Below are 21,776 nucleotides of genomic sequence, written 5' to 3' on the forward strand. Positions count from 1 at the left end.
GATGTGTCGAGCGCTCTCCGGCGCGGGAGGCACCGCGTCGTGACCACAGTGCCCAGAGAGGACCTCGCCCGCCGAATCGCGGGCGAGATCACGCTGAGCGACGATCCGGGCGCCACGCTCAGAAAGTGGCGGACCGACTTCGACGTCTCCCAGACCGCCCTCGCCGAGCAGTTGGACGTCTCCTCGTCCGTCATCTCCGACTACGAGAGCGGGCGGCGCGAGAGCCCCGGCATCGGCGTCGTCCGGCGGATGGTCGAGGCGCTGTTGGACATCGACGAGTCACGCGGCGGCGGCCGCATCCGCCAGTACGCCCGCGTCATCTCGGCGGGGTTCGAGAGCGACATCGTCCAGGACCTCCGCGAGTACCCGACGTCGATCCCCCTGGAGACGCTCTACGACGCGATGGACGCGACAGAGCTCGTCCGCGGCGACCAGGACCGGATCAGCGGCCACACGGTGATCAACAGCATCGAGGCGATCACCCGCCTCTCTTCGGAGGAGTTCTACCGCCTCTACGGCCAGTCGACCTCGCGCGCGCTCGTCTTCACCGGCGTCACGCGTGGGGAGTCGCCGCTCGTCGCGATGCGCGTCGTCAATCCGACGCCGAATGCGGTGGTGCTCCACGGCCTCACCGAGGACGACCTCTGGGAGCACGCGCCCTCGCTGGCGACGATCGACGGCTTCTCGCTGGCGATCTCGAACCGCGACCTCGACGAGATGCTGGAGGACCTCCGGCGGTTACCGTAGGGCGGCGCCGACACCCGAGAAACGCTTTCCCGCCCCGGCGACGAACGTCGCCTATGGAAACGACTATCACGACGCCCGCGGCGGACGAAGCCTGTGCCTACTGCGACTCGCGGATCTTCGCTCACGACCCGGTCTGCGTCCGCGACTGCACCGACGACTGCGGCTCGCCCACGTACTTCTGCAACTACGCGTGCCTCTCGGCGTACGTCGACGAGGAGAACCTGATGCGCGGCGACGCCTGCGAGTGGGACCCGGACGCGGACGGCTGCTGCTGACCCGGGGGCGCTACTCGACGTACTCGTAGCGCCGCTCGTTCATCCGGCCCCAGCCGGTGAAGACGAACTCCCCGTCGGGCTGGGTGAACTCCTCGATGTCGACGTCCTTCTCGTGGTTGTGGGCGTCGTGGACGAGCTCGTACTCCTCGAAGTCGAGGTCGTAGCGGGCGTCCAGCTGCGATTCGACGTCGACCGCGTCGATCGCCTCGCGCCAGCCGTCCCGGACGGTCTCGCTGTGGATCTCCGCCTGCGCGCCCGACCCGTAGGACCCGACCAACAGCTTTTCGCCCGCGAGGTCGGCGCCGCGCTCGGCGGCCGCCCGGAGCGCCGACAGCCGGGCGACGTGGACCGAGCCGGTGTACCAGTTGCCGACCTGCCCCGAGACGTCGACGGTCGGCTCGATGGCCTGCTCGTACCACTCCTGGTACCGCCGGGTCTCCTTCAGTTCGTCCATGTACGCCCGGATCGCGTCCTCGTAATCCTCGCGGTCGGCGTAGTCCCCCTCGCGCGGCTGCATCCCGATGTCGTCGGCGAGCGCGTCCTCGATCTCGGTGTCGCGCGTGATGTGGCGGTAGCCAAGCAGGGCGGCCTTCCGGACCATCCCCGGGTACGGCGTGTGGAACGGGAAGTAGACGAAGTCGTCGGGGTGGGTCTCGCCCGCGACCGACTCGTAGTCTTCGAGCGCCTCGCGCATCCGCGCGAGGTACACCTGGATCGAGCGCTGGCCGTCGACGCTGGGGAACTGCTGATTCGGCTTGAGGAAGTCGGTCTCGTCGGCGCTGCCGTAGCCCTGCTCGGTCGAGAGCGCGACGATGTCGGGATCCTCGTCGATCAGCATCGCGACCGCGCCCGCGCCCTGGGTGGCCTCGCCGGGGTCGCCGCGCTCGTAGAGGGCCGTGTCGGTCGCGATCACGAGCGCCGCCCGACCTCGGTTGCGCCCGGCGCGGATCCAGTTGTAGGCGTCGTCGATGCTCTGGGTCCCCGCGAGGCAGGCGAACTTCCGCTCGCCCTTGTTCGCGTGGTGGAAGTCGCCGTCGTAGACGGATTCGAGACAGCCCGCGATGTATGTGGAAACGGGCTTGGAGTTGTCGAAGGCGGACTCGGTCGCGACGTCGATCCGCCCGATGTCCTCGGGCGTGAGGCCTTTGCGGTCCATCAGGCGCTTCGCCGCGTTGGCGCCCATCGTGACGATATCCTCGTAGACGTCCGGCAGCGAGGAGTACTGGATGCCGATCCCCTTCGTGTACTTCCCGGGGTCTTCGCCCTTCACGGGCGCGAACGTGTTGGGAAGGTCCAAGCGGAGCTTCCCGGTCCTGATCTCGATGGCGTCGATGCCGACGGCAGTCATACGTCCGCTATCTCGCGTCCCGCTTATTGATTTGTCGATAGCGCTGTCGACGATCGTCTAACTCCGGCCGGCGTGCGGCGGACCGGATCCCGGATCGAGAGAGAACAGTTCGCCGTCGGCGGTCGAGAGGCCGGATCGACCTACCTGCGGGCGCCGCGGCGGAGCGACGCGCCCGCTCCGAAGAGCCGGAAGCGCCGGCGTGTCGCGGCCGCCGGCAGTCCCGTCAGTCCTCTTCTTCGACGACTTCGGGGTCGCTCATCGCGCTCTGGAGGCTGTCGAGGCCGTTGACCCACTCGGAGACGAGCCCGTACTCCAGGTCCTCGGCGACGGCCATGTCCAGTTCGTCGCCCTCGATGATGCGGGTCCCCGCCTGGACCAGGTAGCCCAGGGCGGCGTCCATATCGTCTTCCGCTTCGGCGGCCGCGGCGGCCTCAACGTACTCCGTGAGCGGCACCTCCTCGGCGGCGCCGGCGACGATGTACTCCTCCGCGGCGTAAAAGACACAGACCAGGCTCGTCTGGACGCCGTCGACGAGCATCTCCTTGTCCTCGCGCGCGGCGTCGTCCTCGATGTCGAGATCGGGCTCGGAGAGGACGATCGTGCGGACGCGTTCGAGCTCCTCGATGGCTTCCTCCTCGTCGAGGCGGCCTTCCTCAAAGGCGGAGACGATCTTCGCCACCGCGATGGCGGCGTCGTCCTGGAGGTTCAAGAGCAGGCGCGCGGAGTCTTCGTTCTCGGGATCGAGGTCCTCCTCCTCGACGCGCGAGAGCCAGTTCTGCCAGCGTTCTTCGGTGTAGTAGGTCTCTTCGGCCTCGGTCATACTCCACCATTTCCGCCGGGATTCAAATGCCTTTCTTGTCGACTGTCGCGAGTCCGCCGTCGACGCCCCCGCTACGCTTCCAGCGTCGCCTCGGTGTCGATCCCGTAGACGCGCGCGGGGGTCTCGACGTGCGCGTTCGCGACAGCGTCGTCGTAGCCCTCCTCTAGGAGCCAGCGGACGCGCCGCGGGACGGTCTTCGGTCCGAGGACCGCACCCGGTCGGTCGGGGTCGTCGACGAAGTCCGTCTCCATCAGGAACGGATCGCCCGCCGCGGCGGCGATTTCCAATCTCTCTTTCTCGCTCATCACGCTCGGGGTCGGCCCCGCGAGCCGCCCGCCCGCGTAGTGCTTTACGACCCTGTGGGCCGGCACGTCTCGCTCTTCGGCCCACTCGGCGACCTCGGTCAGGTCTTCGGTCGCTTCGGTGTGGAGCTGGACGGCGCAGTCGAGCTCATTCGCCAGCGAGAAGGCGTGGCGCATCACGTCGTTCGAGGCCGCCCAGACGGCCTCGGAGACGTCGTAGTGGGGCCGCCCGGACTTCAGCGCCAGCGCGTCGCCGTCGCGGACGTACTCGGCGGCGCGGTCGAGGCCCGCGCACATCAGGTCCGCCGCTTCGTCGGGGTCGAAGCCGCGCTCGTCGACGAGCCGGGAGATCAGGCCGGGATGGACGCCCAGCACGGGCCAGGCCCGGCCGGGGAGGAGGTCGCTCGCGGCGGCGACGACCTCGGTCGTCGTCTCGAAGACCGGGCGGAAGTCGTCTCCCGCCTCGGGCTCGACGCCGAGGTGCCAGGAGGGCTTGTTCACGACCAGCAGGTGGGTGCCGCCCAGTCGGCGGAAGTCGCGGACGGCGTCCAGCCCGCGGCCGTGCTCCGGATCGAGGTGGAGGTGATTGTCGAGTACTGGCGTTCCGAGGTCTTCCATACACGAGGTTCGAAACGGCGGGCAGAAAGGCCACTCGCTTCGGTTTCGACCGCGGGTCGAGGGGCCCTCGTCCCGAAATATGATAGTGTAGTGTTATGATATGGCACACGATGCCCGACGACAAGACCGCGTTCCACGATCGGTACATCGAGGGCTGGAACGATCACGACCCCGAAACCGTGATGGCGCAGTTCGCCGACGGCGGGACCTACGTCGACCCGCTCTTCGACGGGCCGATCTCGGGCGAGGAAATCGGCGAGTTCGTTCGGCTCACCGCCGACCGGTTCCCCGACTTCCGGTTCGAGCAGCGGCGCCTCTTGGACGTCGAGTCCGACGACGTCCGGATCGAGGAGTGGACGATGCACGGGACACACGAGGGGATGCGCGAGGGACTCCCACCGACGGGAAACACGATCGCCCTCGAAGGCGTCAGCGTCGTAGAGCTCTCCGCGGAGGGGATCGAATCCATCCGCGGGTACTACGACCAGCAGGAACTGACGGCGCAGCTCGGCCTCACCTTCCCCGAGGTCATCGGCGAGATCCCGAGTCTGATCTCCGGGGCGGTCCGCGAGACCCTGTGAGCCGCGGTCGGCGTCCGCCCGGAGGGCCGGGCTACCCGTCGTAGCCGACGAGAGTCGGTCCGTCGTCGCCGGACTCCAGGGTCACCCGTTCGGTCGCGGCGTTGCGGAGGGCGTCGGAGCGGCCGAACTCGCCGGGGGCGATCGCGAGCGTCCGACAGCCGTAGGCGTTCGCGGCCTCCAGGGCGGGCTTGAAATCGGTGTCCCGGGAGGCGACGGCGACGACGTCGGCGCGGTCCTCGACGACGAAGCGCGTGACGTCGACCGCCAGCCGGACGTCGACGTCGCCGCTCGTGACGATCACCTCGAAGCCGCGCGCCTCGGCGGCCTGGATCAGCCCCGGCGTCGCGTGCTCGTCGAGGTAGAGCCGCTTTGCGGTCAGTTGGCCGACCTCCGCGGCGGCCTCCCGCACGTCGTCGAGGTCGACGTCGAACTCGTCGCGGAGGACGTTCGGCCCGTCGACGAAGAGCGCGACCCGCGGCTCCTCGTCCTCGGCGCCGAACAGCCGTCCCAGCAGGTCCATAGCCCCGCTACCGCGGGGACCGACATAACGCCGACGATGCGCGGCCTCGCTCGAACGGCCGCCGGCCCGGCGACAGAACATTTGATATATTTATTCATACACTTATTACATCTAGTAGAGTATATTTATACGGAAAAAAGGGAATCCGTTGAACAGAATGAGTTCAGAACTGATCGAGGGTGCCAGTTCGTTCATTATCGTGTCGGAAATGAACGGCCACGACGCGGTCACGGTCCGCTCGACCGGAACCAACGCGACGTACCACCTCGTCGACTACGCCGACGACGCGACTCGGGAGGCGCTCGCGTCGCTGACCAGCGGGCAGTCGGTGCGGCTCGACCTCTCGCGGGTCGGGCGCCGCGGGAACGTCTGCCGGGCCGATACGGTCACGCCGCGGCTCTCTGCCGACGAGACCGAAGCCGAGTCCGCGGCGGGGAGCTGATCGCTCCGTCGCCCTTCGGGCGCTCTCGATCGCCGACGCTCCCGGCCGGACGCTCTCGATCTCGACTGCCTCCTGTCTCCGCCGACGTTCTCCTCGTCGACGCCGGCCCCGACGCGTTTTCCCTCCCTCGCTCCCGCGTAATCGCCCGACTGCGACGCACCCCAAACGACTATCATCACCGTCTATCATTACGGTCGTATGGACGGATTGGACGACGTGTTCGTCGCGGACGCCGTCACGCACGCGTACACCAGACCGAATCGAACTTCCGGGTGCCCCGGTACGCCCAGCAGGTCGCAGAGATCGGCCGCGCCTTAGAGAGCAAGATGCCCGACGGGTACCGGCGGACCGACAAGTCGTTCCTCGGCGACTGGCCGATCGAGAACACCGAGAACGCGGTCTTCCGCGAGAGCCACACCGACTTCGCGGTCATCCACCCGCAGTCGATCACGGTGTTCCACGACGGCCTCACCGCCGAGGGAAGGCCAAGCAGTTCGTCGAGCGCGACCCGAACCGGACCGCCGCGCTGGCGAGCATCGACGCCGTCGGACTCGACGACCTGCAGGCCGAACTGATCGGCCAGCTCGAGGAATTCGACCCCCACGGCGTGAAGGTCTACCCCTCCTACTGGGAGGCCGACGGCACCCACCACGGCTTCAAAATGGACGACCCCGAGGTCGCGTTCCCGTTGTGGGAGCACGCCGCCGACCTCGGCCTCGACGTCGTCGCCGTCCACAAGGCGCTGCCGTTCGGCGCGGTCCCGACGGACTCCTACAAGGTCGGCGACGTCGAGGAGGCGGCCGCGTCGTTCCCGGACCTCACCTTCGAGATCGTCCACGGCGGCCTCTCCTTCGCCGAGGAGACCGGCTGGCAGATCGCCCGGCACCCCAACGTCTACGTCAACCTCGAACTCACGCTGACCGAGCTCGTCACCTCGCCGGAGTCGTTCGCGGAGACGCTCGAAGACCTCCTGTACGGCGGCGGCAAGCAGGCGCTCAACAAGATCCTCTGGGGCACCGGCGCGCCGCACTTCTACCCCGGTCTCCTGCTGGAGCGCTTCTGGCAGTACGACTTCCCGGAGATGAAGGGCTTCGCCGGCACCTTCGAGATCACTCATAGTGATTACTCTCACTGTTTACCGCCGAATGCGACGCCCGGTGACGGCGCTCGGCGGTAAGAGACGAGAGTAATCACTATCAAGAGGACAAAAAGAAGATCCTCGGCGAGAACTGGGCGGAGGCCCACGGCTTCGACATCGACGAGATCCAGTCGGACATCGAGGGCGACGAGTACAGTACCGAAGAACTCACAGACGAGTGGGAGTCGACGGACTTCGAGGTGGCGGGATGAGCGCCGACGCGGAGGCGACCGGCGACGACGTCGGACCTGCCGCTCCCACGGACGACGTCGACCGGATCGACGCGGACGGGAGCGTGTCCGCGGACCGAATCTGCGAGCGCTTGCGCGACGTCGTCGATCCCTGCAGCGCGGCGACCGGCTCGAACCTCGACATCGTCGAACTGGGGCTCGTGAAGGCCGTCGAGGTCGACGGCGGCGACGTCCGCGTGCGGATGCGGCTCACCTCTCCGATGTGCCATATGGTCCCGTACTTCTACGAGGAGGTCGAAGGCCGCGTGAGCGACCTCGACGGTGTCGCGAGCGTCGACCTCGACACCGACGCGGGCTTCGAGTGGAGCGAGGACCAGATGTCCGAGGCCGCAACCGAAAAGCGGCAGGCCCTCCTTGACGAGCAGGCCGCGCGGTACGAGGCGGAGCGGGCCGAGCAGGCCGAACAGACTGACCGACCGACCGAGAGCACCACCCCGTCCGACGCGTAGCGCTATCTTTCGTTTTTCCGGATTTTCTCCCCGAGAGCGGTCGCTCCGCGCAGAACCTTCCGTGCCGTACCGGTCGCCCCGCTGAATCGAATTTTATATCGCGCTATGTAATTTATCGCTCCGATTCCGGGCGCCGACATACCAAAACATTTCTTGCCGCAACCCGACCGTCCGGTATGGCCCTTCGGAAGCCCCCGCTGTCGGGCGCATACGGTGCCGACGCGCGGTTCACGGACTTCGGCGGGTGGGAGATGCCGGTCGAGTTCGACTCGATCCGTACCGAGCACGCAGCCGTCCGGGAGTCGGCCGGCATCTTCGACGTGTCGCATATGGGCGAGATCACGGTCACGGGGCCCGACGCGACGGCGTTGATGCAGCGGCTCACCTCGAACGACGTGTCCGGGCTCTCGGTCGGCGACTCGCAGTACGCGATGATCACCGACGAGTCGGGAACCATCATCGACGATACGATCGTCTACCGCCTCCCCGACGACGAGGGGGAACGGTACCTCTTCGTGCCGAACGCCGGCCACGACGAGGAAGCGTACCGCCGCTGGGTCGACCACCGCGACGAGTGGGGCCTCGCTGCCGACGTCGAAAACGAGACCGACGAGTGGGCGATGGTCGCGGTCCAGGGGCCGGACGCGGTCGACGCGGTCGGGTCCCAGACCACCGCCGACGTCGAGCCGCTCTCGTGGGGCGAGGGCGCCTACGCCGACGTCGCGGGCGTCCGCTCGTGGGTGTCGCGGACGGGCTACACCGGCGAGGACGGGTTCGAGATCCTGTGTCCGACCGACGGGGTCGGGGCGATCTGGGAGGCGTTCGTCGACGCCGAGGGATGCGAGCCGTGCGGACTCGGCGCGCGCGACACCCTCCGCACCGAGATGGGATTCCTCCTCTCGGGACAGGACTTCGACCCCGACGACGAGCCCCGGAACCCCTACGAGGCGGGCGTCGGCTGGACCGTCGACCTCGACACGGAGTTCGTCGGCCGCGACGCCCTCGCGCGGGTGGCGTCCGACGGCGTCGAGGAGGCGTTCGCCGGGCTGATCCTCCGCGAGCGGGGGATCGCCCGCCACGGCTACGAGATACTCGCGGACGGCGAACCCGTCGGCCACGTGACGAGCGGGACGATGAGCCCGACGCTGGGCGAGGCGATCGCGCTCGGCTACGTCCCGGCGGCCCTCGCCGAGCCGGGGACCGAGCTCTCGGTCGCCGTCCGCGGCCAGGAAAAGCGCGCGGAAGTCGTATCCACACCATTCATCGAAGACTAATATGTTCGAAGTACCCGAAGACCGGAAGTACCTGGAATCGCACGAGTACGCGACCACCGACGGCGACACCGCGACCGTCGGCATCACCGACTTCGCCCAGGACGAACTGGGCGACGTCGTCTTCGTCGAGCTCCCCGAGGTCGGCGACGAGATCACACAGGGCGAGGAGTTCGGCGTCGTCGAATCGATCAAGGCCGTTTCGGACCTCTACGCGCCGATCTCGGGCACCGTCACCGCGGTGAACGAGGAGCTGTTCGACCGGCCCGAGCTGGTGAACGACGACCCCTACGGCGACGGGTGGATGCTGGAGGTCGACGTGAGCGACGACGGCGCGTTCGACGGTCTTCTCTCGGCCGACGAGTACCGCGAACAGACCGAGTGAGCGTTCGGGAACGCGCACTCGATGCGACCGCGACCGCAACGCGCATCCGAACGGAGACCCCAGACGAACCTATGAGCAAGCGACGACACGAGGACGCCGACGGTAGTCCGTACGCGCCCCACTCCCCCGAGGAGACGGCGGCGATGCTGGACGAGGTCGGCGTCGAGAGCGAAGAGGAACTGTTCGACGTCCCCCCCGAGGTCCGGTTCGAGGGCGACCTCGGGATCGACCCGCGGGGCGAGCGCGAGCTCCGAGCGGAGCTGTCGGCGACGCTCGCGAAGAACGACGACCTGACGGAGTTCCTGGGGCGGGACCACCACACCCACTACGTCCCGTCGGTCGTCGACGAGCTCTCCGAGCGCGCGGAGTTCCTGACGTCTTACACGCAGTACCAGCCGGAGATCACCCAGGGCTTCCTGCAGGCGCTCTTCGAGTACCAGTCGATGATCGTCGAGCTGACGGGACTGCCCGTCGCCAACTGCTCGATGTACGACGCCGCGACCGCGCTCGGCGAGGCGGCGCGGCTCTCGGACCGCGTCCGGCGCGTCTCCGGCACCGAGGTGCTGGTCCCGGAGCTCCTCCACGAGAACAAGCGCGCGGTTCTGGACAACTACGTCGACGGGACCGACCTCTCTGTCGCGACGTATCCGATGGACGACGGCAACGTAGACGTTGAGGCCCTGGCCGACCTGGCGGGCGAGGGGACGGCGATGATCTACGCCGAGAACCCCACCGTTCGGGGAACGATCGAGGAACGGCTGTCGGCCGTGGGCGAGGTCGCCGACGACGCCGGGGCGCTGTTCTGTCTCGGCACCGACGTCGTCGCGCTCGGGCTCCTCGAACCGCCGGCGAGCGTCGGCGCCGACGTCGTCGTCGGCGAGGCCGACGCGCTCGGGCTCCCGACCGCCTACGGGATGGGCCTGGGCCTGTTCGCCACGCGGGAGGACTTCCTGCGGCAGGTGCCCGGCCGACTCGTCGGCGCCGGCGAGGACGAAAGCGGGCGACGGGCGTACACGCTCACGCTCCAGACGCGCGAACAGCACATCCGCAAGGAGCGCGCCACCTCGAACATCTGCACGAACCAAGCGTGGGTGGCCCTGCGGACGGCGATGCACCTGGCGCTCCTGGGCGCCGACGGCCTCGTCGACCTCGCGAGCGAGTGCGTCCGCGAGGCCGAGTCGCTCGCAGAGCGGCTGGGCGACCTCAAGGGCGTCAGGGCCCCCGTCTATGACAGACACCACTTCCGGGAGTTCCTGGTCCGCACCGACCAGCCCGCGCCGGCCATCGCCTCCGATCTCGAAGCCGGGGGCTTCGCGGTCCACGTCGTCGGCGACCACCGGCTTCAGGTGTGCGTGACCGAGGTGAACGCCGGACGGGCGGACGACCTCGTCGAGGCGTTCGCGGAGGCGGTCTAACGGAGGGATCACGATGAATCACGATCAGGCACGCTACGGCGACGACGACCGGTACGAACCGCTGCTCTCGGAGAAGGACGACACGAGCGTCGACGTCGGAGGGGCGGACTCGCCGCTCCCCGACGACCTGACGCGGGACGACCTCTCCCTGCCGAGCCTCGCCGAGCCCGAGGTCGCGCGGCACTACACGCGGCTCTCCCAGATGAACTGGAGCGTCGAGAGCGGGCCGTACCCGCTGGGGTCGTGTACGATGAAGTACAACCCCTCCTTCGCCGAGGACGTCGCGGCCGATCCGAACGGCGCGGTCCACCCCGACCGCTCGGCGGAGAGCCTCCAGGGGACGCTGGAGGTCCTCTACGGCCTCCAGGACTACCTCGCCAGGATCGGCGGGATGGACGCCGTGACGCTCCAGCCGCCCGCCGGCGCCGCCGGGGAGTTCACGGGCATCCTCGTCGCGAAGGCCTACCACGAGGCGAACGGCCACGACCGCTCGGAGGTCATCGTCCCCTCGTCGGCGCACGGCACGAACTTCGCGAGCGCGGCGATGGCTGGCTACGACGTCGTCGAACTCCCCTCCGGGGACGACGGCCGCGTCGACCTGGAGGCCCTCGAAGCCGCCGTCTCCGACGACACGGCCGCGCTGATGCTCACGAACCCCAACACGGTCGGGCTGTTCGAGCGCGACATCGCCGAGATCGCCGAGATCGTCCACGGTGCGGGCGGACTGCTCTACTACGACGGCGCGAACCTCAACGCGCTGCTCGGACGGGCCAGACCGGGCGATATGGGCTTCGACGTGATGCACTACAACGTCCACAAGACGTTCGCGACGCCGCACGGCGGCGGCGGCCCCGGCGCGGGTCCCGTCGGCGTCACAGAGGAGCTCGCACCGTTCCTCCCGAGCCCCCGCGTCCGCGAGAACGACGGCCACTACGAACTGTTCGAGCCCGCGGAGACGGTCGGCAAGGTCCACGGCTACCAGGGCAACTGGCTCGTGCTCCTGAAGGCCTACGCCTACATCGCCCGCCTCGGCGACGAGGGGCTCGAAGACGCCTCCGCGAAGGCGGTCCTGAACGCGAACTACCTCGCCGAGCGGATCGACTGCGAGATCCCCTACGGGCCGTTCCACCACGAGTTCGCGGCCACCGCGGGCGACCGCGACGCCGCGGACGTCGCCAAGGCGATGCTGGACCACGGCGTTCACCCGCCCACGACGAAGTGGCCGGAGTTCGTCCCCGAGGCGATGCTCACAGAGCCCACGGAAGCCGAGAGCCTGGACTCTCTGGAGGACCTCGCCGCGGCGTTCAATGCCGCGTTCGACGCCGACGTTGCGGAGCTGGAATCCGCCCCGTCGAAGACGACGGCGCGGCGGATCGACCAGGCCGACGCCGCGCGGAACCCGCGGCTCTCCTGGCGATCGATCGACCCGGAAGAATAGCCGAATTACGCTTTTGCGGTGCTGATCCCGTCGATCTCGATGAAGCCGTAGCCGCACTCGTTGCAGCACCACTTCGTCTTCGTGCCGAGGTGCAGTTCCATCGACGCGGTCTTCCAGAAGCCGTCGTGGCCGCACTCGGGGCACTCGTACTCGCGTTCGAGGCTCATACTGGTGCGTGAGGAGTGGTCGATGTTGAAGATACTGATTCCGAGGCGCACTTATATAATAAATTGAATAACGCGATATCAAGTTCCGGAAAGCGTCTCGTACCGGATACATCCGAGGTCACTCGACGCGCGCCGGACCTTCCGCGGAACGGGAATCAGAGTGAGCGGACACGCGTCGCTGACGACTTCTGGGTCGAGGAAACAGGTCTGAACGGTCGCTCAGGGAGTCTGTTCCGCTTCGGTCGGTCCGTCGACGGCCTCGTCGAGGGCGGCGGCTCTGAGTTCCTCGCCGCGTTCGGAGGTGACTTCCAGGTCGGGCACCGGCGTCGGGTCGTTCGCCTCGTCGATCGCGACGTAGATGAAGTGCGACTCCGTGGTGAGTTCGCGCTCGCCCGACAGCGGGTCCTCGCTGAACACGCGGAGGTGGACGCTGACGCTCGTCGTGCCCGCGTCGTAGACGTACGATTCGATGAGCGCGGTGTTGCCGCGAGGGATCGGCCGGTGGAAGTCGACGCCCTCCATCCGGGCGGTGACCACCGTCTGGCCGGCGAACCGCATCGCCGACATCGCGCCGACCTCGTCCATCCACTTGACGACGTTGCCGCCGTGGGCGGTGTCGTTGTTGTTGGTGTCGTTCGGCTGGACGAGCACCCGGTTCTCGATGTAGGTGTCTTCGAGCGGAATCGTCGACATTGCCGGGTCTTGCCCGACGCGCGTAATCGTTCTGTCGCCTCCGGCACTCCCGGCGAGACGCTTACGGTGCTCCGCGCCTTCCCTCCGCTGTGGACAGCGACGGACTCCTCATCGGAATCGCGGCCGTGTTCGCGGGGACGACGGTCCTGCTGACAGTCCTCGCGTTCGCCTTCCAGCCCTTTCTACTGCTCTTCGCCGCCGCCTTCGCCGCCGCGACGTACCTGCTGTGGTACCACGCGAGCGGCCGCCTCGGCGAGCGGATCCGCGAGACCGCGAGACAGGGCGGCGAGCGCCGGCGGGCGAGCGCCGCCTCGCGCGGTCCGGGCGACTTCGAGGGGTTCGGCCCCGGCCGGCGCGCCGCCGGCGACGGCGGGGGCCGCGCGTTCGGCGGCGAACAGACGGGTCGGCGTCGGCGAGGCGGACCCGACGGACGACGCGCGCCCCGAACCGACCGGAACGAACCGACCGTCGAGGAGGCCTACCGGACGCTCGGGCTCGATCCCGGCGCCGACGAGGAGGCGGTCCGACGCGCCTACCGCGAGCGGGTGAAGGCGGTCCATCCCGACACCGACGACGGCGACGAGGAGACGTTCAAGCGAGTCAACCGCGCGTACGAGCGGCTGACGGACTGATACTGGTCGTGGGCGAGACGGCCCGTTCGCTCGGGAGCGTTATTGTGACAAGCCAACCCACACCACGAAAAGGGTTATAGCCTACCGTTGCTACCCATCGGGTATGAGCGCTGATCGGGCCGTTCTCGAATCGGCCCTCGAGCGCGGCGAGGAGGAGGGTGGCAACGTCGAATTCAAAGAGCGGCTCTCGCGGGACCTCCACCTCGCGGACGGACGCCTGGAGAGCCTGGCGGCGCAACTGCGCCACCGCGTGCTCTCGGGCGACGGCACGGCGACCTACGTCGTCGGCGTCACAGACGACGGCGGGATCGCCGGCATCCCGCCCGAGGACTTCTCTGAGTCGATGGACGTGCTCTCGATCCTGGCCGAGGAGGCGGGCGCCCACATCGAGGACGTCGAGACCTGGGGCGTCGGCGACGACGGCGACCGCGGCCTCGTCGGCGTCGCAACCGTCCAGGAGGGCGCGGTGCTCGACGTCGACGACGACCACATCGTCGTCGGCACCGCCGGCCACGTCGACCACGGGAAATCGACGCTCGTGGGCTCGCTCGTCACCGGCACCGCCGACGACGGCGAGGGCGGCACCCGCGGCTTCCTCGACGTCCAGCCCCACGAGGTCGAGCGCGGGCTCTCGGCCGATCTCTCCTATGCCGTCTACGGCTTCGCCGACGACGGCGCGGTCCACATGGACAACCCTCACCGGAAATCGGACCGCGCGCGCGTGGTGGAGGAATCCGATCGGCTGGTCTCCTTCGTCGACACGGTCGGCCACGAGCCCTGGCTCCGGACGACGATCCGCGGCCTGGTCGGCCAGCGCCTCGACTACGGCCTGCTCGTCGTCGCCGCCGACGACGGCCCGACGAAGACGACGCGCGAGCACCTCGGGATCCTGCTGGCGATGGAACTGCCGACGATCGTCGCGATCACGAAGGCCGACGCCGTCGACGAAGACAGATTAGACGAGGTCGAACGCGAGGTCGAGCGGATGCTCCGGGACGTCGGCCGCACGCCCCTGGGCGTCGCGCGCCACGGCGTCGAGGCCGCGGTCGAGGAACTGAGCGACTCCGTGGTGCCGATCCTCCGGACGAGCGCGGTCACGATGGACGGTCTCGACGACCTCGATGCGATGTTCGAGCGCCTCCCCAAGACGGCCCGGGAGACGAGGGAGGACTTCCGGATGTACGTCGACCGGACGTACTCGGTGACGGGCGTCGGCGCGGTCGCCTCCGGGACGGTCGACTCCGGGAGCGTCGAGGTCGGCGACGAACTTCTCTTGGGCCCGATGCCCGACGGCTCCTACCGGGAGGTCGAGGTGCGCTCGATCGAGATGCACCACCACCGCGTCGACCGCGCGAAGGCGGGCCGGATCGTCGGCATCGCGCTCAAGGGGGTCAGCGAGGACGAGATCGAACGCGGGATGGCGCTGCTCCCCGCGGACGCCGACCCGCCGGCCGTCCGCTCCTTCGAGGCGGAGGTGATGGTCCTCAATCACCCGACGCGGATCCGCGAGGGCTACGAGCCGGTCGTCCACCTCGAAACCGTGAGCGAGGCGGTCGTCTTCCGCCCCGAGGGCGGGCAGTTGCTCCCCGGCGACACCGGGACGGCGACGGTGGAGTTCAAGTTCCGTCCGTACCTCGTCGAGGAGGGCCAGCGGTTCGTCTTCCGCGAGGGCCAATCGAAGGGCGTCGGGACGGTCCGGGAGGTCGGCGGCGGGGTCGACGGCGACGACTCCGAGGCCGCCGCGGCCGACGACTGATAGTGATTACTCTCGTCTCTTACCGCCGAACGCCGTCGCCAGGGGTAGCGTTCGGCGGGAAACAGTGAGAGTAATCACTATGAGCCTACTTCTCCAGCCACGGCCGCCTCGACAGCTCCGCGAGCGACTCGACGACGTGATCCGTGCGCTCGGCCGAGGCGGCTCCATCGGCCGCGTCGCCGCCCGCGAGCCACACCGATCGGATCCCGGCCGCGGCCGCGCCCGCGACGTCCGAATCGAGCGAATTTCCGACGTGGACGGCGGCCTCGGGACCGACTTCGAGCGCGTCGAGCGCGCGGTGAAACGGCTCGGGCGCGGGCTTCGGCGGCGCGTCGTGGCCCGCGAACACGACGACGTCGACGGCCGAGTCCAGCCCGACGGCGTCGATCTTCTGGGCCTGGGCGTCGCGAGCGCCGTTCGTCACGATACCGAGGCGGTACTCCGCGGCGAACGCATCGAGGACGTCACGCGCACCCGGGAGGAATGCGACGTCGCGGTGGTCCCTGGCGTCGGCGTAGGCGCTCGCGACCTCGCGGCCGAGATCCGGGTCGCGGTCCCGTTCGGCACAGAGCGCGGCGAAGCACTCCTCGCGGAGCTCACGCATCGAGTCGGTCCGTTCGGCGAACTCGTCGAAGCGGTCGTAGTAGGCCTTGACCGGAAAGACGGGATCGACGCCGACGGCGTCGAAGGACTCGCGCAGGAGCGTCTCGGGTGACCGACGGTACCGGACCAGCGTGTCGTCGAGGTCGAACAGGACGGCTGCGACGGGGTCGGCCATCGGTGAGCCCTGCGGGGGACCGACGCAAAAGCCTTCGGCCGCCGGTCCGCTCCCGCGACGTTGAAGGCCAGCGACGCCCTCCACTCCCATATGGTCTCGTTGCCCGCGCTCGCGCTCGTCGGCCTGCTCGGCGGGGTACTGGTGCTTGAGACGGTCCTCGACTACCTGAACGTGCGCTACGGCGCCGAAGCAGTCCGGGATGCGGACGAGTGGGTCCGCGACGCGCTCGACGTCGACGACCCCGAGGAGCTGCTCGCGTACCAGCGCGCGAAGACGACACTCTCGCGGGTCCAGTCGTGGCTCGGCGTCGTCCTTCTCCTCGCCGCGGTCGTCTCGGGGCTCTACGGCGACGCCGCCGCGGCGCTGTCGGCCACCGGGCTCCCGAGCGTCGCCCAGGGCGTCGTCCTCCTCGCGGGGGCGATCGTCGCCGGGCGGGTGCTCTCGGCGCCGTTCGACGCCTACGAGACGTTCGTCGTCGAAGAGCGGTTCGGCTTCAACAATCAGACCGCCGCGCTGTGGCTCCGGGACCTCGTCGTCGGCACGGCTGTCGCGCTCGTGTTCGGGGGGATCGTCGCCGGTGCGATCCTGCTCGCCGTCGCGGCCCTGCCGACGCTGTGGCCCCTCGCGGGCTGGGCGCTCGTCGTGGCCTTCTCCCTGCTGATGATGGTCGTCTACCCGCGCGTGATCGCGCCGCTGTTCAACGACTTCGAGCCGATCGAGGGGAGCGACCTCCGGGAGGCGGTCGCGGACGTCTTCGAGCGCGCGGGCTTCGAGTGCGAGCAGGTCTACGAGATGGACGCCAGCCGGCGCTCGTCGCACTCGAACGCCTACTTCGTCGGCTTCGGCCGCGCCAAGCGCGTCGTGCTCTTCGACACGCTCGTCGAGCAGATGGACCGCGAGGCGATCCAGGCCGTGCTCGCGCACGAGCTCGCCCACTGGAAGAAGGCCCACATCTGGAAGCAGCTCGCGGCGTCGGCGGTCCAGATGGCCGTCGTCTTCGCGTTCCTGTGGTGGGTGACGACCTCCCAGTGGGTCTACGCGGCGTTCGGGCTCCCGAGCGAGACCTACGCCGCGCTCGGGATCGGACTGCTCTATGCGGGGCCGGTGCTGACGCTCTCGGGGCCGCTGACGAATCAGCTGTCGCTGGCCCACGAGCGCGAGGCCGACGACTTCGCCGCGGAGACGATGGGCGGCGCCGCGGCGATGACCCGCGCGCTCCGCACGCTCGCGGGCGAGAATCTGAGCAATCCGTTTCCGCACCCGGCGTACGCCGCGTTCCACCTGACCCACCCGTCGATCCCCGAGCGCATCCGGCGGCTGCGGGAGCAGTACGGAAAGGACGAGGGCGGCGCCCCCGACGGCGCCGAGGGTGGCCCGGACGTGCCGCCGGCGACGTAACGCCGCGAAGACTGCTATTCCTCCGCGACGCGCACGTATCCGCCGTCGCGTTCGGCCGCGAGGTCGAGCAGGACCGCCCACGCCAGGATGCGCTCGACGCGCTCGCGCCAGACGTCCCGCCAGTCCTCGGCCGCGCGGTGGGTCTCCCAGACGGGGACGCGGTCCTCGAACGCGGCGAAGACCTCGTCGACGGACTTCGGCTCGTCGGGATCGAGCGACCTCAGCACTTCACGTGCGCCGTACACGCGCTCGCGGAACGATTCACGGAGGTGCGCTGGCGTCGACTCGGTAGACTCCCGTACGAAGGTCCCCGATTCGGTCTCGCGCGCGAGTTCGAGCGCGCGCAGGAAGGTGAGCCACGTTCGGGCGACGTCGCGGGAGGGGAAGTCGAGCCGGCGCATCAGGCGGGCACAGCAGTCGTCTTCGGTGCCCGGCACGAGCGGGACGGCGCGCTGGGCATCGTCAATAAAATCCAGCGAGTCCGGCGCCTCAGGGAGAAGTTTGAAGCGCACTGTTACCGGAAGTCGAAGGACTCGGCGAGCAGTTCCTCGTCGGTCTCGCCGCGGACGTACGTCGGCCCGTCGACGACGTCGACCGTGACCTTCGCGGGCGCGAACACCGTCTCGGGGACCTCGTAGAAGTCCCAGTCCGCCTGCTCGAAGATTTCCGCGAAGGGGACGCCGTACTCCTCTCGCGCGTTAGAGGGGACCTGATCGAACCCGTCGAAGTCGCGGGCGACGGTGAGGTGGACCTCGGCGCCGTACGCCAGGGCGTCGTTGGTGCGGGCCATCGCGACGCTCTCGTCGTATGAGACGGGCGCGACCGGCGCCGAGCCGAACGCCGAGTGGACCTCGCGGAGGTCGTAGCCGAGCTCGAAGAGCCGGAATAGCGCCAGTTCGGCGGCGCGAGCGGCGCCGGTGACGCTGCCCACCGTCGAGCCGGTGGCGTAGGTCGGGAGGAAGACGCCGCTCGGTTCGACGCCCGCCTTCTCGGCGACGTGCTCGGCGACGCGGTCGTCGGGGAGGTCGATGCTCTCGACCGAGAGGACGGTGAGGTCGAACTCGTCGAAGTACTCGAGCGCGTGGAACTCCTCTTCCTCGGCGACGAGCGCGCGGGCGGGCCCGGAGCCGAGGCCGTCGAACGGCGGATCCTCGAAGCCGAGTTCCCAGCCCGCTTTCTGGGAGCCCAACAGCGAGAGCGCGGGGTGGTCGGTCTGGAGTTCGACGTGCGGGACCGGCGCGCCGGCGACGTCGTCCATTCGCGTCTGGACGGTCGAGAGCCCCGCGGTCTGGACTTCTGCGAGGAGCATCCCGGCCTCGATACCGCCCTCGCTGTCGACGCCGAAGTCGAGGACGGTCGCCCCCGAGTCCAGTTCGTACGGCTCGACGCGGAGTTCGTCCGCGAAGTCGATGGCCTCGTCGACGAGCTCGATGGCCATCCGATTGATCGAGTCCATACGCGGGAATGGGCGTCGTGGGGGTAAAGGGATTGGTAGTCGGGCCGAAATCCGAAGCCGTGTTTTACATTTCGGTGTGTGAATTGTTCTCACATAATTCCGGCGTCTGGCGCCCTCTCGCGTCGGTTCGGCGTCAGACAACACACAAAGTATTTACCGGACGTGGTGCTTGATTGTCCTGTACCCCTACCTATGGAGACAGCAGCGAGTACTGCGGGCCGACGCCGGGCGACCGGACCCACGCACTCGCGTGATGGTGCGCGCAAAGCTGTTGTCGACGACCGATGCGAACCCAACAAACTATGACAGGAAACAATACGAACAAGAGTCGCGCGGTGTTCCTCGCGGCGCTTATGGTGTTCAGCGTCTTCGCTGGCACCGTGGCGTTCACGGGGAGTGCTGCTGCGGCTCAGCCCGTCTATCAGGGCAACGCTGTTCATTACCTGAACAGCTCGGACTATGCAGTCGTCGAAGTACCGTTCGCCGGAGATGTCAGTGATAACTCACTCACCACTTCTAACTTCACCCTCTATGACGATGGGGACGAAGTGTCGAACTACCAAGTAGAGTACCGCAGTGGGGCGGTCTATCTAGTGGTGAGCGGGGATGGCGACACTAACTATAAAGAAGGCGCTGATGACGTGATCGCCTCAACCGAACTCACCGTTGAAATCAGTGATCAAGTTACCGATGGTAGCGGTAGTTCCATCGATAATCCCGGTGAGAAATCCATTGCCTTCGCGTCGGACACAGTCGAAGTTGACCTGGAAGGAACGTTCCCGACAACTGGTCTCGAAAGCAACGTTACTGCGTGGAAGGGTTCCACGATCGCGTTCAATGTATCGAACTCGACGACCGGTTGGCAAGGCAATCAGACTGATGTTACGATTGAAGGCGAAGATAACTCGTACTTCAGTTCTGGCAGTACGGGAGTCAACAGTTCCGTCTACACGTTCAACACGAACAACCGTGAGGTCGGAACGTACAAACTCTACATCCAAGGCAACGACACGGCCTCGAACCGGACATACATCGAGGTTCGTGACCTCAACCTCGGTATCTCGGCCGACGATCTGAGCGTCACGACTGAAGACACTATCGAGGGCACGGTCTCGGCTGCGGACGGCAACCGTCCCGTCGAGATCGAGCTTCTGGACAGTTCCGGTGACACAGTAGCCACCGATACTGCCACGCTGAACGGTCAGGGCGAGTACGACTTCAGCTTCGACGCCCAGAACGCCGACAGTGGCAGCGCCCTCGATCCCGGTAACTACACGGTGCAGGTGACTGATAACAGTACCGCGATCACCGCCGAGACCTCGACGATCACCGTCAGCGAGGCGGGCGACGACGACGCCAGTTTCGCGTCGAACACGATCACCGAGCACCGCGGTGACGTCTTCGAATTCACTGTAAACGTGGACGGCACGGACACCGCGGTGGTCTCCTTCGGGACGCAGGACCAGGGTGTCGTCTCGAACGCCACGTTCGTCGACGACGACGGTGACGGTCAGGTCACCGCCTACCTCAACACGACCGCACTCGTCCAGCCTGAAACGACGGGCACGAGTGTTTACAGTCTGCCGTCCGACAGCGACGACACGATCGACTCCCAGAACATCTCGACGAACGTGTCGAACCTGATCGACGCGGGCGAGTACGACCTGACGGTCCGGCCGGAAACGAACCAGCCGGGCGATACGACGGGTATCGCGACGGTCGTCCTCCGGGAGCGTAACACCACGCGCATCAACACGTGGACGATGCCGAACGCGGTCAGCGTGTCTGACCTCGAAGGCATCAACGAAGCGCTCGCCGACGGCGACCTCACCCAAACGGGTACGATCGCCCAGGGCGACAAGGTCGTCCACGCGATCCACTCCTCTGGCCTCGAGGGCCTCCTCAACGCCCAGCACAACGAACAGATCACGAGCGAGTTCCTCGGTGAGATCCATAGGGCGAACAGCCCGATCGACTTCGACGTCGAGCAGGCTGAGCCGGGTGCGAACCAGCAGGCCTGGAACCTCAGTCTCGGAAGCGACAACACGACGGTCGTCGCCGACGGTAACAACGACACGTACTACGTGATCGTCAACACCGAAAGCGTCACTCGGAACGGTAGCTCGAACGGCATCCCCGAGGACGAGACGCTGGAGGCGAACTTCACGGTCAAGTCGAACGACGCTGGTACCTTCGACTACACGCCGTCGAGTCTGGACGACGACGAGAACGAAGAGACGCTCCAGACCTACGACGTCGTCGAAGAGGAAGTGACGATCAACCAGCCGTACAACGTCTCGCAGGCGGCGAACCAGACGATCAGCGGGACGACGACGTTCGCGCCGGGCACGGAACTGAACCTGCGGGTCCGCAGCACGCAGGAGACGAGCCCGAGCTTCCTGAAGACCGCGACGGTCGTGGTCCAGTCCGATCGGACCTGGAGCACGACGTTCGACTTCAGCAACCAGAACGTCGGCGACACCTACGACATCACGGTCAAGGACAACCTCCTCGACAGCGACGTGACCGAATCCGGAACCGTCGTTGAGGCTGTGATGACGGACACGGCGACGGCGACGCCCGAACCCGACACGGCGACGGCGACGCCCGAACCCGACACGGCGACGGCGACGCCCGAACCCGACACGGCGACGGCGACGCCCGAACCCGACACGGCGACGGCGACGCCCGAACCCGACACGGCGACGGCGACGCCCGAACCCGACACGGCGACGGCGACGCCCGAACCCGACACGGCGACGCCGACCTCCACGCCGACCAGCACGCCTGGCTTCGGTGTGGTCGTCGCGCTGACCGCGCTCATCGCCGCGGCGCTGCTCGCCGTCCGCCGTGAGAACTAACTGAGTTCTCACGAGCCCTCGCCTCCGGCGAGGAC

The 21,776-nt window shown here is 67.8% G+C and carries 24 protein-coding genes; 15 read left to right on the plus strand and 9 right to left on the minus strand.

The genetic code is table 11. The features are described 5' to 3' along the window. Positions 1 to 39 precede the first annotated feature (39 nt). Entirely contained in the window at positions 40 to 747 is a 708-nt protein-coding gene (locus tag ACQUQ0_RS04420; RefSeq protein ID WP_372391160.1) for a helix-turn-helix domain-containing protein, read from the plus strand. A gap of 53 nt (positions 748 to 800) precedes the next feature. Then, entirely contained in the window at positions 801 to 1,022 is a 222-nt protein-coding gene (locus tag ACQUQ0_RS04425; protein WP_435183404.1) for a hypothetical protein, read from the plus strand. A 10-nt stretch (positions 1,023 to 1,032) separates the two neighbouring features. On the opposite strand, the gene hmgB is transcribed toward ACQUQ0_RS04425, so the two are convergent. The 3 genes from hmgB to ACQUQ0_RS04440 form a co-directional block, all read right to left on the minus strand. Continuing rightward, the gene (hmgB, locus tag ACQUQ0_RS04430; RefSeq protein WP_435183405.1) at positions 1,033 to 2,370 is read right to left on the minus strand and encodes a hydroxymethylglutaryl-CoA synthase; all 1,338 of its coding nucleotides are present in this window, start codon (positions 2,368 to 2,370) and stop codon (positions 1,033 to 1,035) included. A 223-nt stretch (positions 2,371 to 2,593) separates the two neighbouring features. After that, entirely contained in the window at positions 2,594 to 3,190 is a 597-nt protein-coding gene (locus tag ACQUQ0_RS04435) for a DUF2150 family protein (RefSeq protein ID WP_372391153.1), read from the minus strand. A gap of 71 nt (positions 3,191 to 3,261) precedes the next feature. Further along, positions 3,262 to 4,110, minus strand: a complete 849-nt coding sequence (locus ACQUQ0_RS04440) for a TatD family hydrolase (protein ID WP_435183406.1) — start codon at positions 4,108 to 4,110, stop codon at positions 3,262 to 3,264. A gap of 110 nt (positions 4,111 to 4,220) precedes the next feature. Between ACQUQ0_RS04440 and ACQUQ0_RS04445 the strand changes: the two genes are divergently transcribed. Continuing rightward, a complete protein-coding gene (locus tag ACQUQ0_RS04445) occupies positions 4,221 to 4,691 on the plus strand; it encodes an ester cyclase (RefSeq protein WP_372391149.1) in 471 nt (156 codons plus the stop codon). Positions 4,692 to 4,722: 31 nt separating this feature from the next. On the opposite strand, the gene ACQUQ0_RS04450 is transcribed toward ACQUQ0_RS04445, so the two are convergent. Then, positions 4,723 to 5,211: an NYN domain-containing protein gene (locus ACQUQ0_RS04450; protein ID WP_435183408.1), complete on the minus strand. Its 489-nt coding sequence runs from the start codon at positions 5,209 to 5,211 to the stop codon at positions 4,723 to 4,725. Positions 5,212 to 5,368: 157 nt separating this feature from the next. Here ACQUQ0_RS04450 and ACQUQ0_RS04455 point away from each other — a divergent pair, with 157 nt between their 5' ends. The 8 genes from ACQUQ0_RS04455 (at position 5,369) to gcvPB (ending at position 12,000) form a co-directional block, all read left to right on the plus strand. Beyond that, entirely contained in the window at positions 5,369 to 5,653 is a 285-nt protein-coding gene (locus ACQUQ0_RS04455) for a hypothetical protein (RefSeq protein ID WP_435183409.1), read from the plus strand. Positions 5,654 to 5,925: 272 nt separating this feature from the next. Further along, the gene (locus ACQUQ0_RS04460; protein ID WP_435183410.1) at positions 5,926 to 6,228 is read left to right on the plus strand and encodes a hypothetical protein; all 303 of its coding nucleotides are present in this window, start codon (positions 5,926 to 5,928) and stop codon (positions 6,226 to 6,228) included. Further along, positions 6,189 to 6,830 (plus strand): amidohydrolase family protein, encoded by a 642-nt coding sequence (locus tag ACQUQ0_RS04465; protein ID WP_435183489.1) that lies wholly within the window; start codon positions 6,189 to 6,191, stop codon positions 6,828 to 6,830. Before ACQUQ0_RS04460 ends, ACQUQ0_RS04465 begins: the two co-directional genes overlap by 40 nt. 169 nt (positions 6,831 to 6,999) lie before the next feature. Beyond that, entirely contained in the window at positions 7,000 to 7,491 is a 492-nt protein-coding gene (locus ACQUQ0_RS04470; protein ID WP_435183411.1) for a metal-sulfur cluster assembly factor, read from the plus strand. 176 nt (positions 7,492 to 7,667) lie between these two features. Then, positions 7,668 to 8,765 carry a glycine cleavage system aminomethyltransferase GcvT gene (gene gcvT, locus ACQUQ0_RS04475; RefSeq protein ID WP_435183412.1) on the plus strand — a complete coding sequence of 366 codons (1,098 nt, stop codon included), beginning with the start codon at positions 7,668 to 7,670 and terminating at the stop codon, positions 8,763 to 8,765. Position 8,766: 1 nt separating this feature from the next. Beyond that, the gene (gene gcvH, locus ACQUQ0_RS04480; RefSeq protein WP_435183413.1) at positions 8,767 to 9,147 is read left to right on the plus strand and encodes a glycine cleavage system protein GcvH; all 381 of its coding nucleotides are present in this window, start codon (positions 8,767 to 8,769) and stop codon (positions 9,145 to 9,147) included. A 71-nt stretch (positions 9,148 to 9,218) separates the two neighbouring features. After that, positions 9,219 to 10,562, plus strand: coding sequence for an aminomethyl-transferring glycine dehydrogenase subunit GcvPA (gene gcvPA, locus ACQUQ0_RS04485; protein WP_435183414.1), 1,344 nt, complete (start codon positions 9,219 to 9,221; stop codon positions 10,560 to 10,562). Between the two features lie 13 nt (positions 10,563 to 10,575). Then, positions 10,576 to 12,000: an aminomethyl-transferring glycine dehydrogenase subunit GcvPB gene (gcvPB, locus tag ACQUQ0_RS04490; RefSeq protein ID WP_435183415.1), complete on the plus strand. Its 1,425-nt coding sequence runs from the start codon at positions 10,576 to 10,578 to the stop codon at positions 11,998 to 12,000. A gap of 5 nt (positions 12,001 to 12,005) precedes the next feature. Here gcvPB and ACQUQ0_RS04495 read toward each other — a convergent pair whose 3' ends face one another. Both ACQUQ0_RS04495 and ACQUQ0_RS04500 read right to left on the minus strand, forming a co-directional pair. After that, a complete protein-coding gene (locus ACQUQ0_RS04495; RefSeq protein WP_435183416.1) occupies positions 12,006 to 12,167 on the minus strand; it encodes a hypothetical protein in 162 nt (53 codons plus the stop codon). A gap of 219 nt (positions 12,168 to 12,386) precedes the next feature. After that, complete coding sequence (locus ACQUQ0_RS04500; RefSeq protein WP_372391121.1) at positions 12,387 to 12,860, minus strand: acyl-CoA thioesterase; 474 nt, start codon at positions 12,858 to 12,860, stop codon at positions 12,387 to 12,389. 89 nt (positions 12,861 to 12,949) lie between these two features. Here ACQUQ0_RS04500 and ACQUQ0_RS04505 point away from each other — a divergent pair, with 89 nt between their 5' ends. Together ACQUQ0_RS04505 and ACQUQ0_RS04510 are read left to right on the plus strand one after the other, a co-directional pair. Further along, positions 12,950 to 13,492, plus strand: a complete 543-nt coding sequence (locus tag ACQUQ0_RS04505) for a J domain-containing protein (protein ID WP_435183417.1) — start codon at positions 12,950 to 12,952, stop codon at positions 13,490 to 13,492. Positions 13,493 to 13,595: 103 nt separating this feature from the next. Further along, positions 13,596 to 15,248, plus strand: coding sequence for a GTPBP1 family GTP-binding protein (locus tag ACQUQ0_RS04510; RefSeq protein WP_435183418.1), 1,653 nt, complete (start codon positions 13,596 to 13,598; stop codon positions 15,246 to 15,248). Between the two features lie 85 nt (positions 15,249 to 15,333). Here ACQUQ0_RS04510 and ACQUQ0_RS04515 read toward each other — a convergent pair whose 3' ends face one another. Then, entirely contained in the window at positions 15,334 to 16,026 is a 693-nt protein-coding gene (locus ACQUQ0_RS04515; protein ID WP_435183419.1) for an HAD family hydrolase, read from the minus strand. Between the two features lie 90 nt (positions 16,027 to 16,116). Between ACQUQ0_RS04515 and ACQUQ0_RS04520 the strand changes: the two genes are divergently transcribed. After that, positions 16,117 to 17,424: a M48 family metallopeptidase gene (locus ACQUQ0_RS04520; protein ID WP_435183420.1), complete on the plus strand. Its 1,308-nt coding sequence runs from the start codon at positions 16,117 to 16,119 to the stop codon at positions 17,422 to 17,424. A 14-nt stretch (positions 17,425 to 17,438) separates the two neighbouring features. On the opposite strand, the gene ACQUQ0_RS04525 is transcribed toward ACQUQ0_RS04520, so the two are convergent. Next, a complete protein-coding gene (locus ACQUQ0_RS04525; protein WP_435183421.1) occupies positions 17,439 to 17,936 on the minus strand; it encodes a hypothetical protein in 498 nt (165 codons plus the stop codon). A 2-nt stretch (positions 17,937 to 17,938) separates the two neighbouring features. Further along, on the minus strand, positions 17,939 to 18,880 hold the full coding sequence (gene mch, locus ACQUQ0_RS04530) for a methenyltetrahydromethanopterin cyclohydrolase (RefSeq protein ID WP_435183423.1): 942 nt from the start codon (positions 18,878 to 18,880) through the stop codon (positions 17,939 to 17,941). A gap of 302 nt (positions 18,881 to 19,182) precedes the next feature. On the opposite strand from mch, the gene ACQUQ0_RS04535 reads away from it, so the two are divergent. Then, positions 19,183 to 21,741, plus strand: a complete 2,559-nt coding sequence (locus ACQUQ0_RS04535) for a BGTF surface domain-containing protein (RefSeq protein ID WP_435183424.1) — start codon at positions 19,183 to 19,185, stop codon at positions 21,739 to 21,741. Positions 21,742 to 21,776: the final 35 nt, after the last annotated feature.

It is taken from the genome of Halobellus sp. EA9 (assembly GCF_051195055.1).
GTDB lineage: Archaea > Halobacteriota > Halobacteria > Halobacteriales > Haloferacaceae > Haloquadratum > Haloquadratum rubicundus.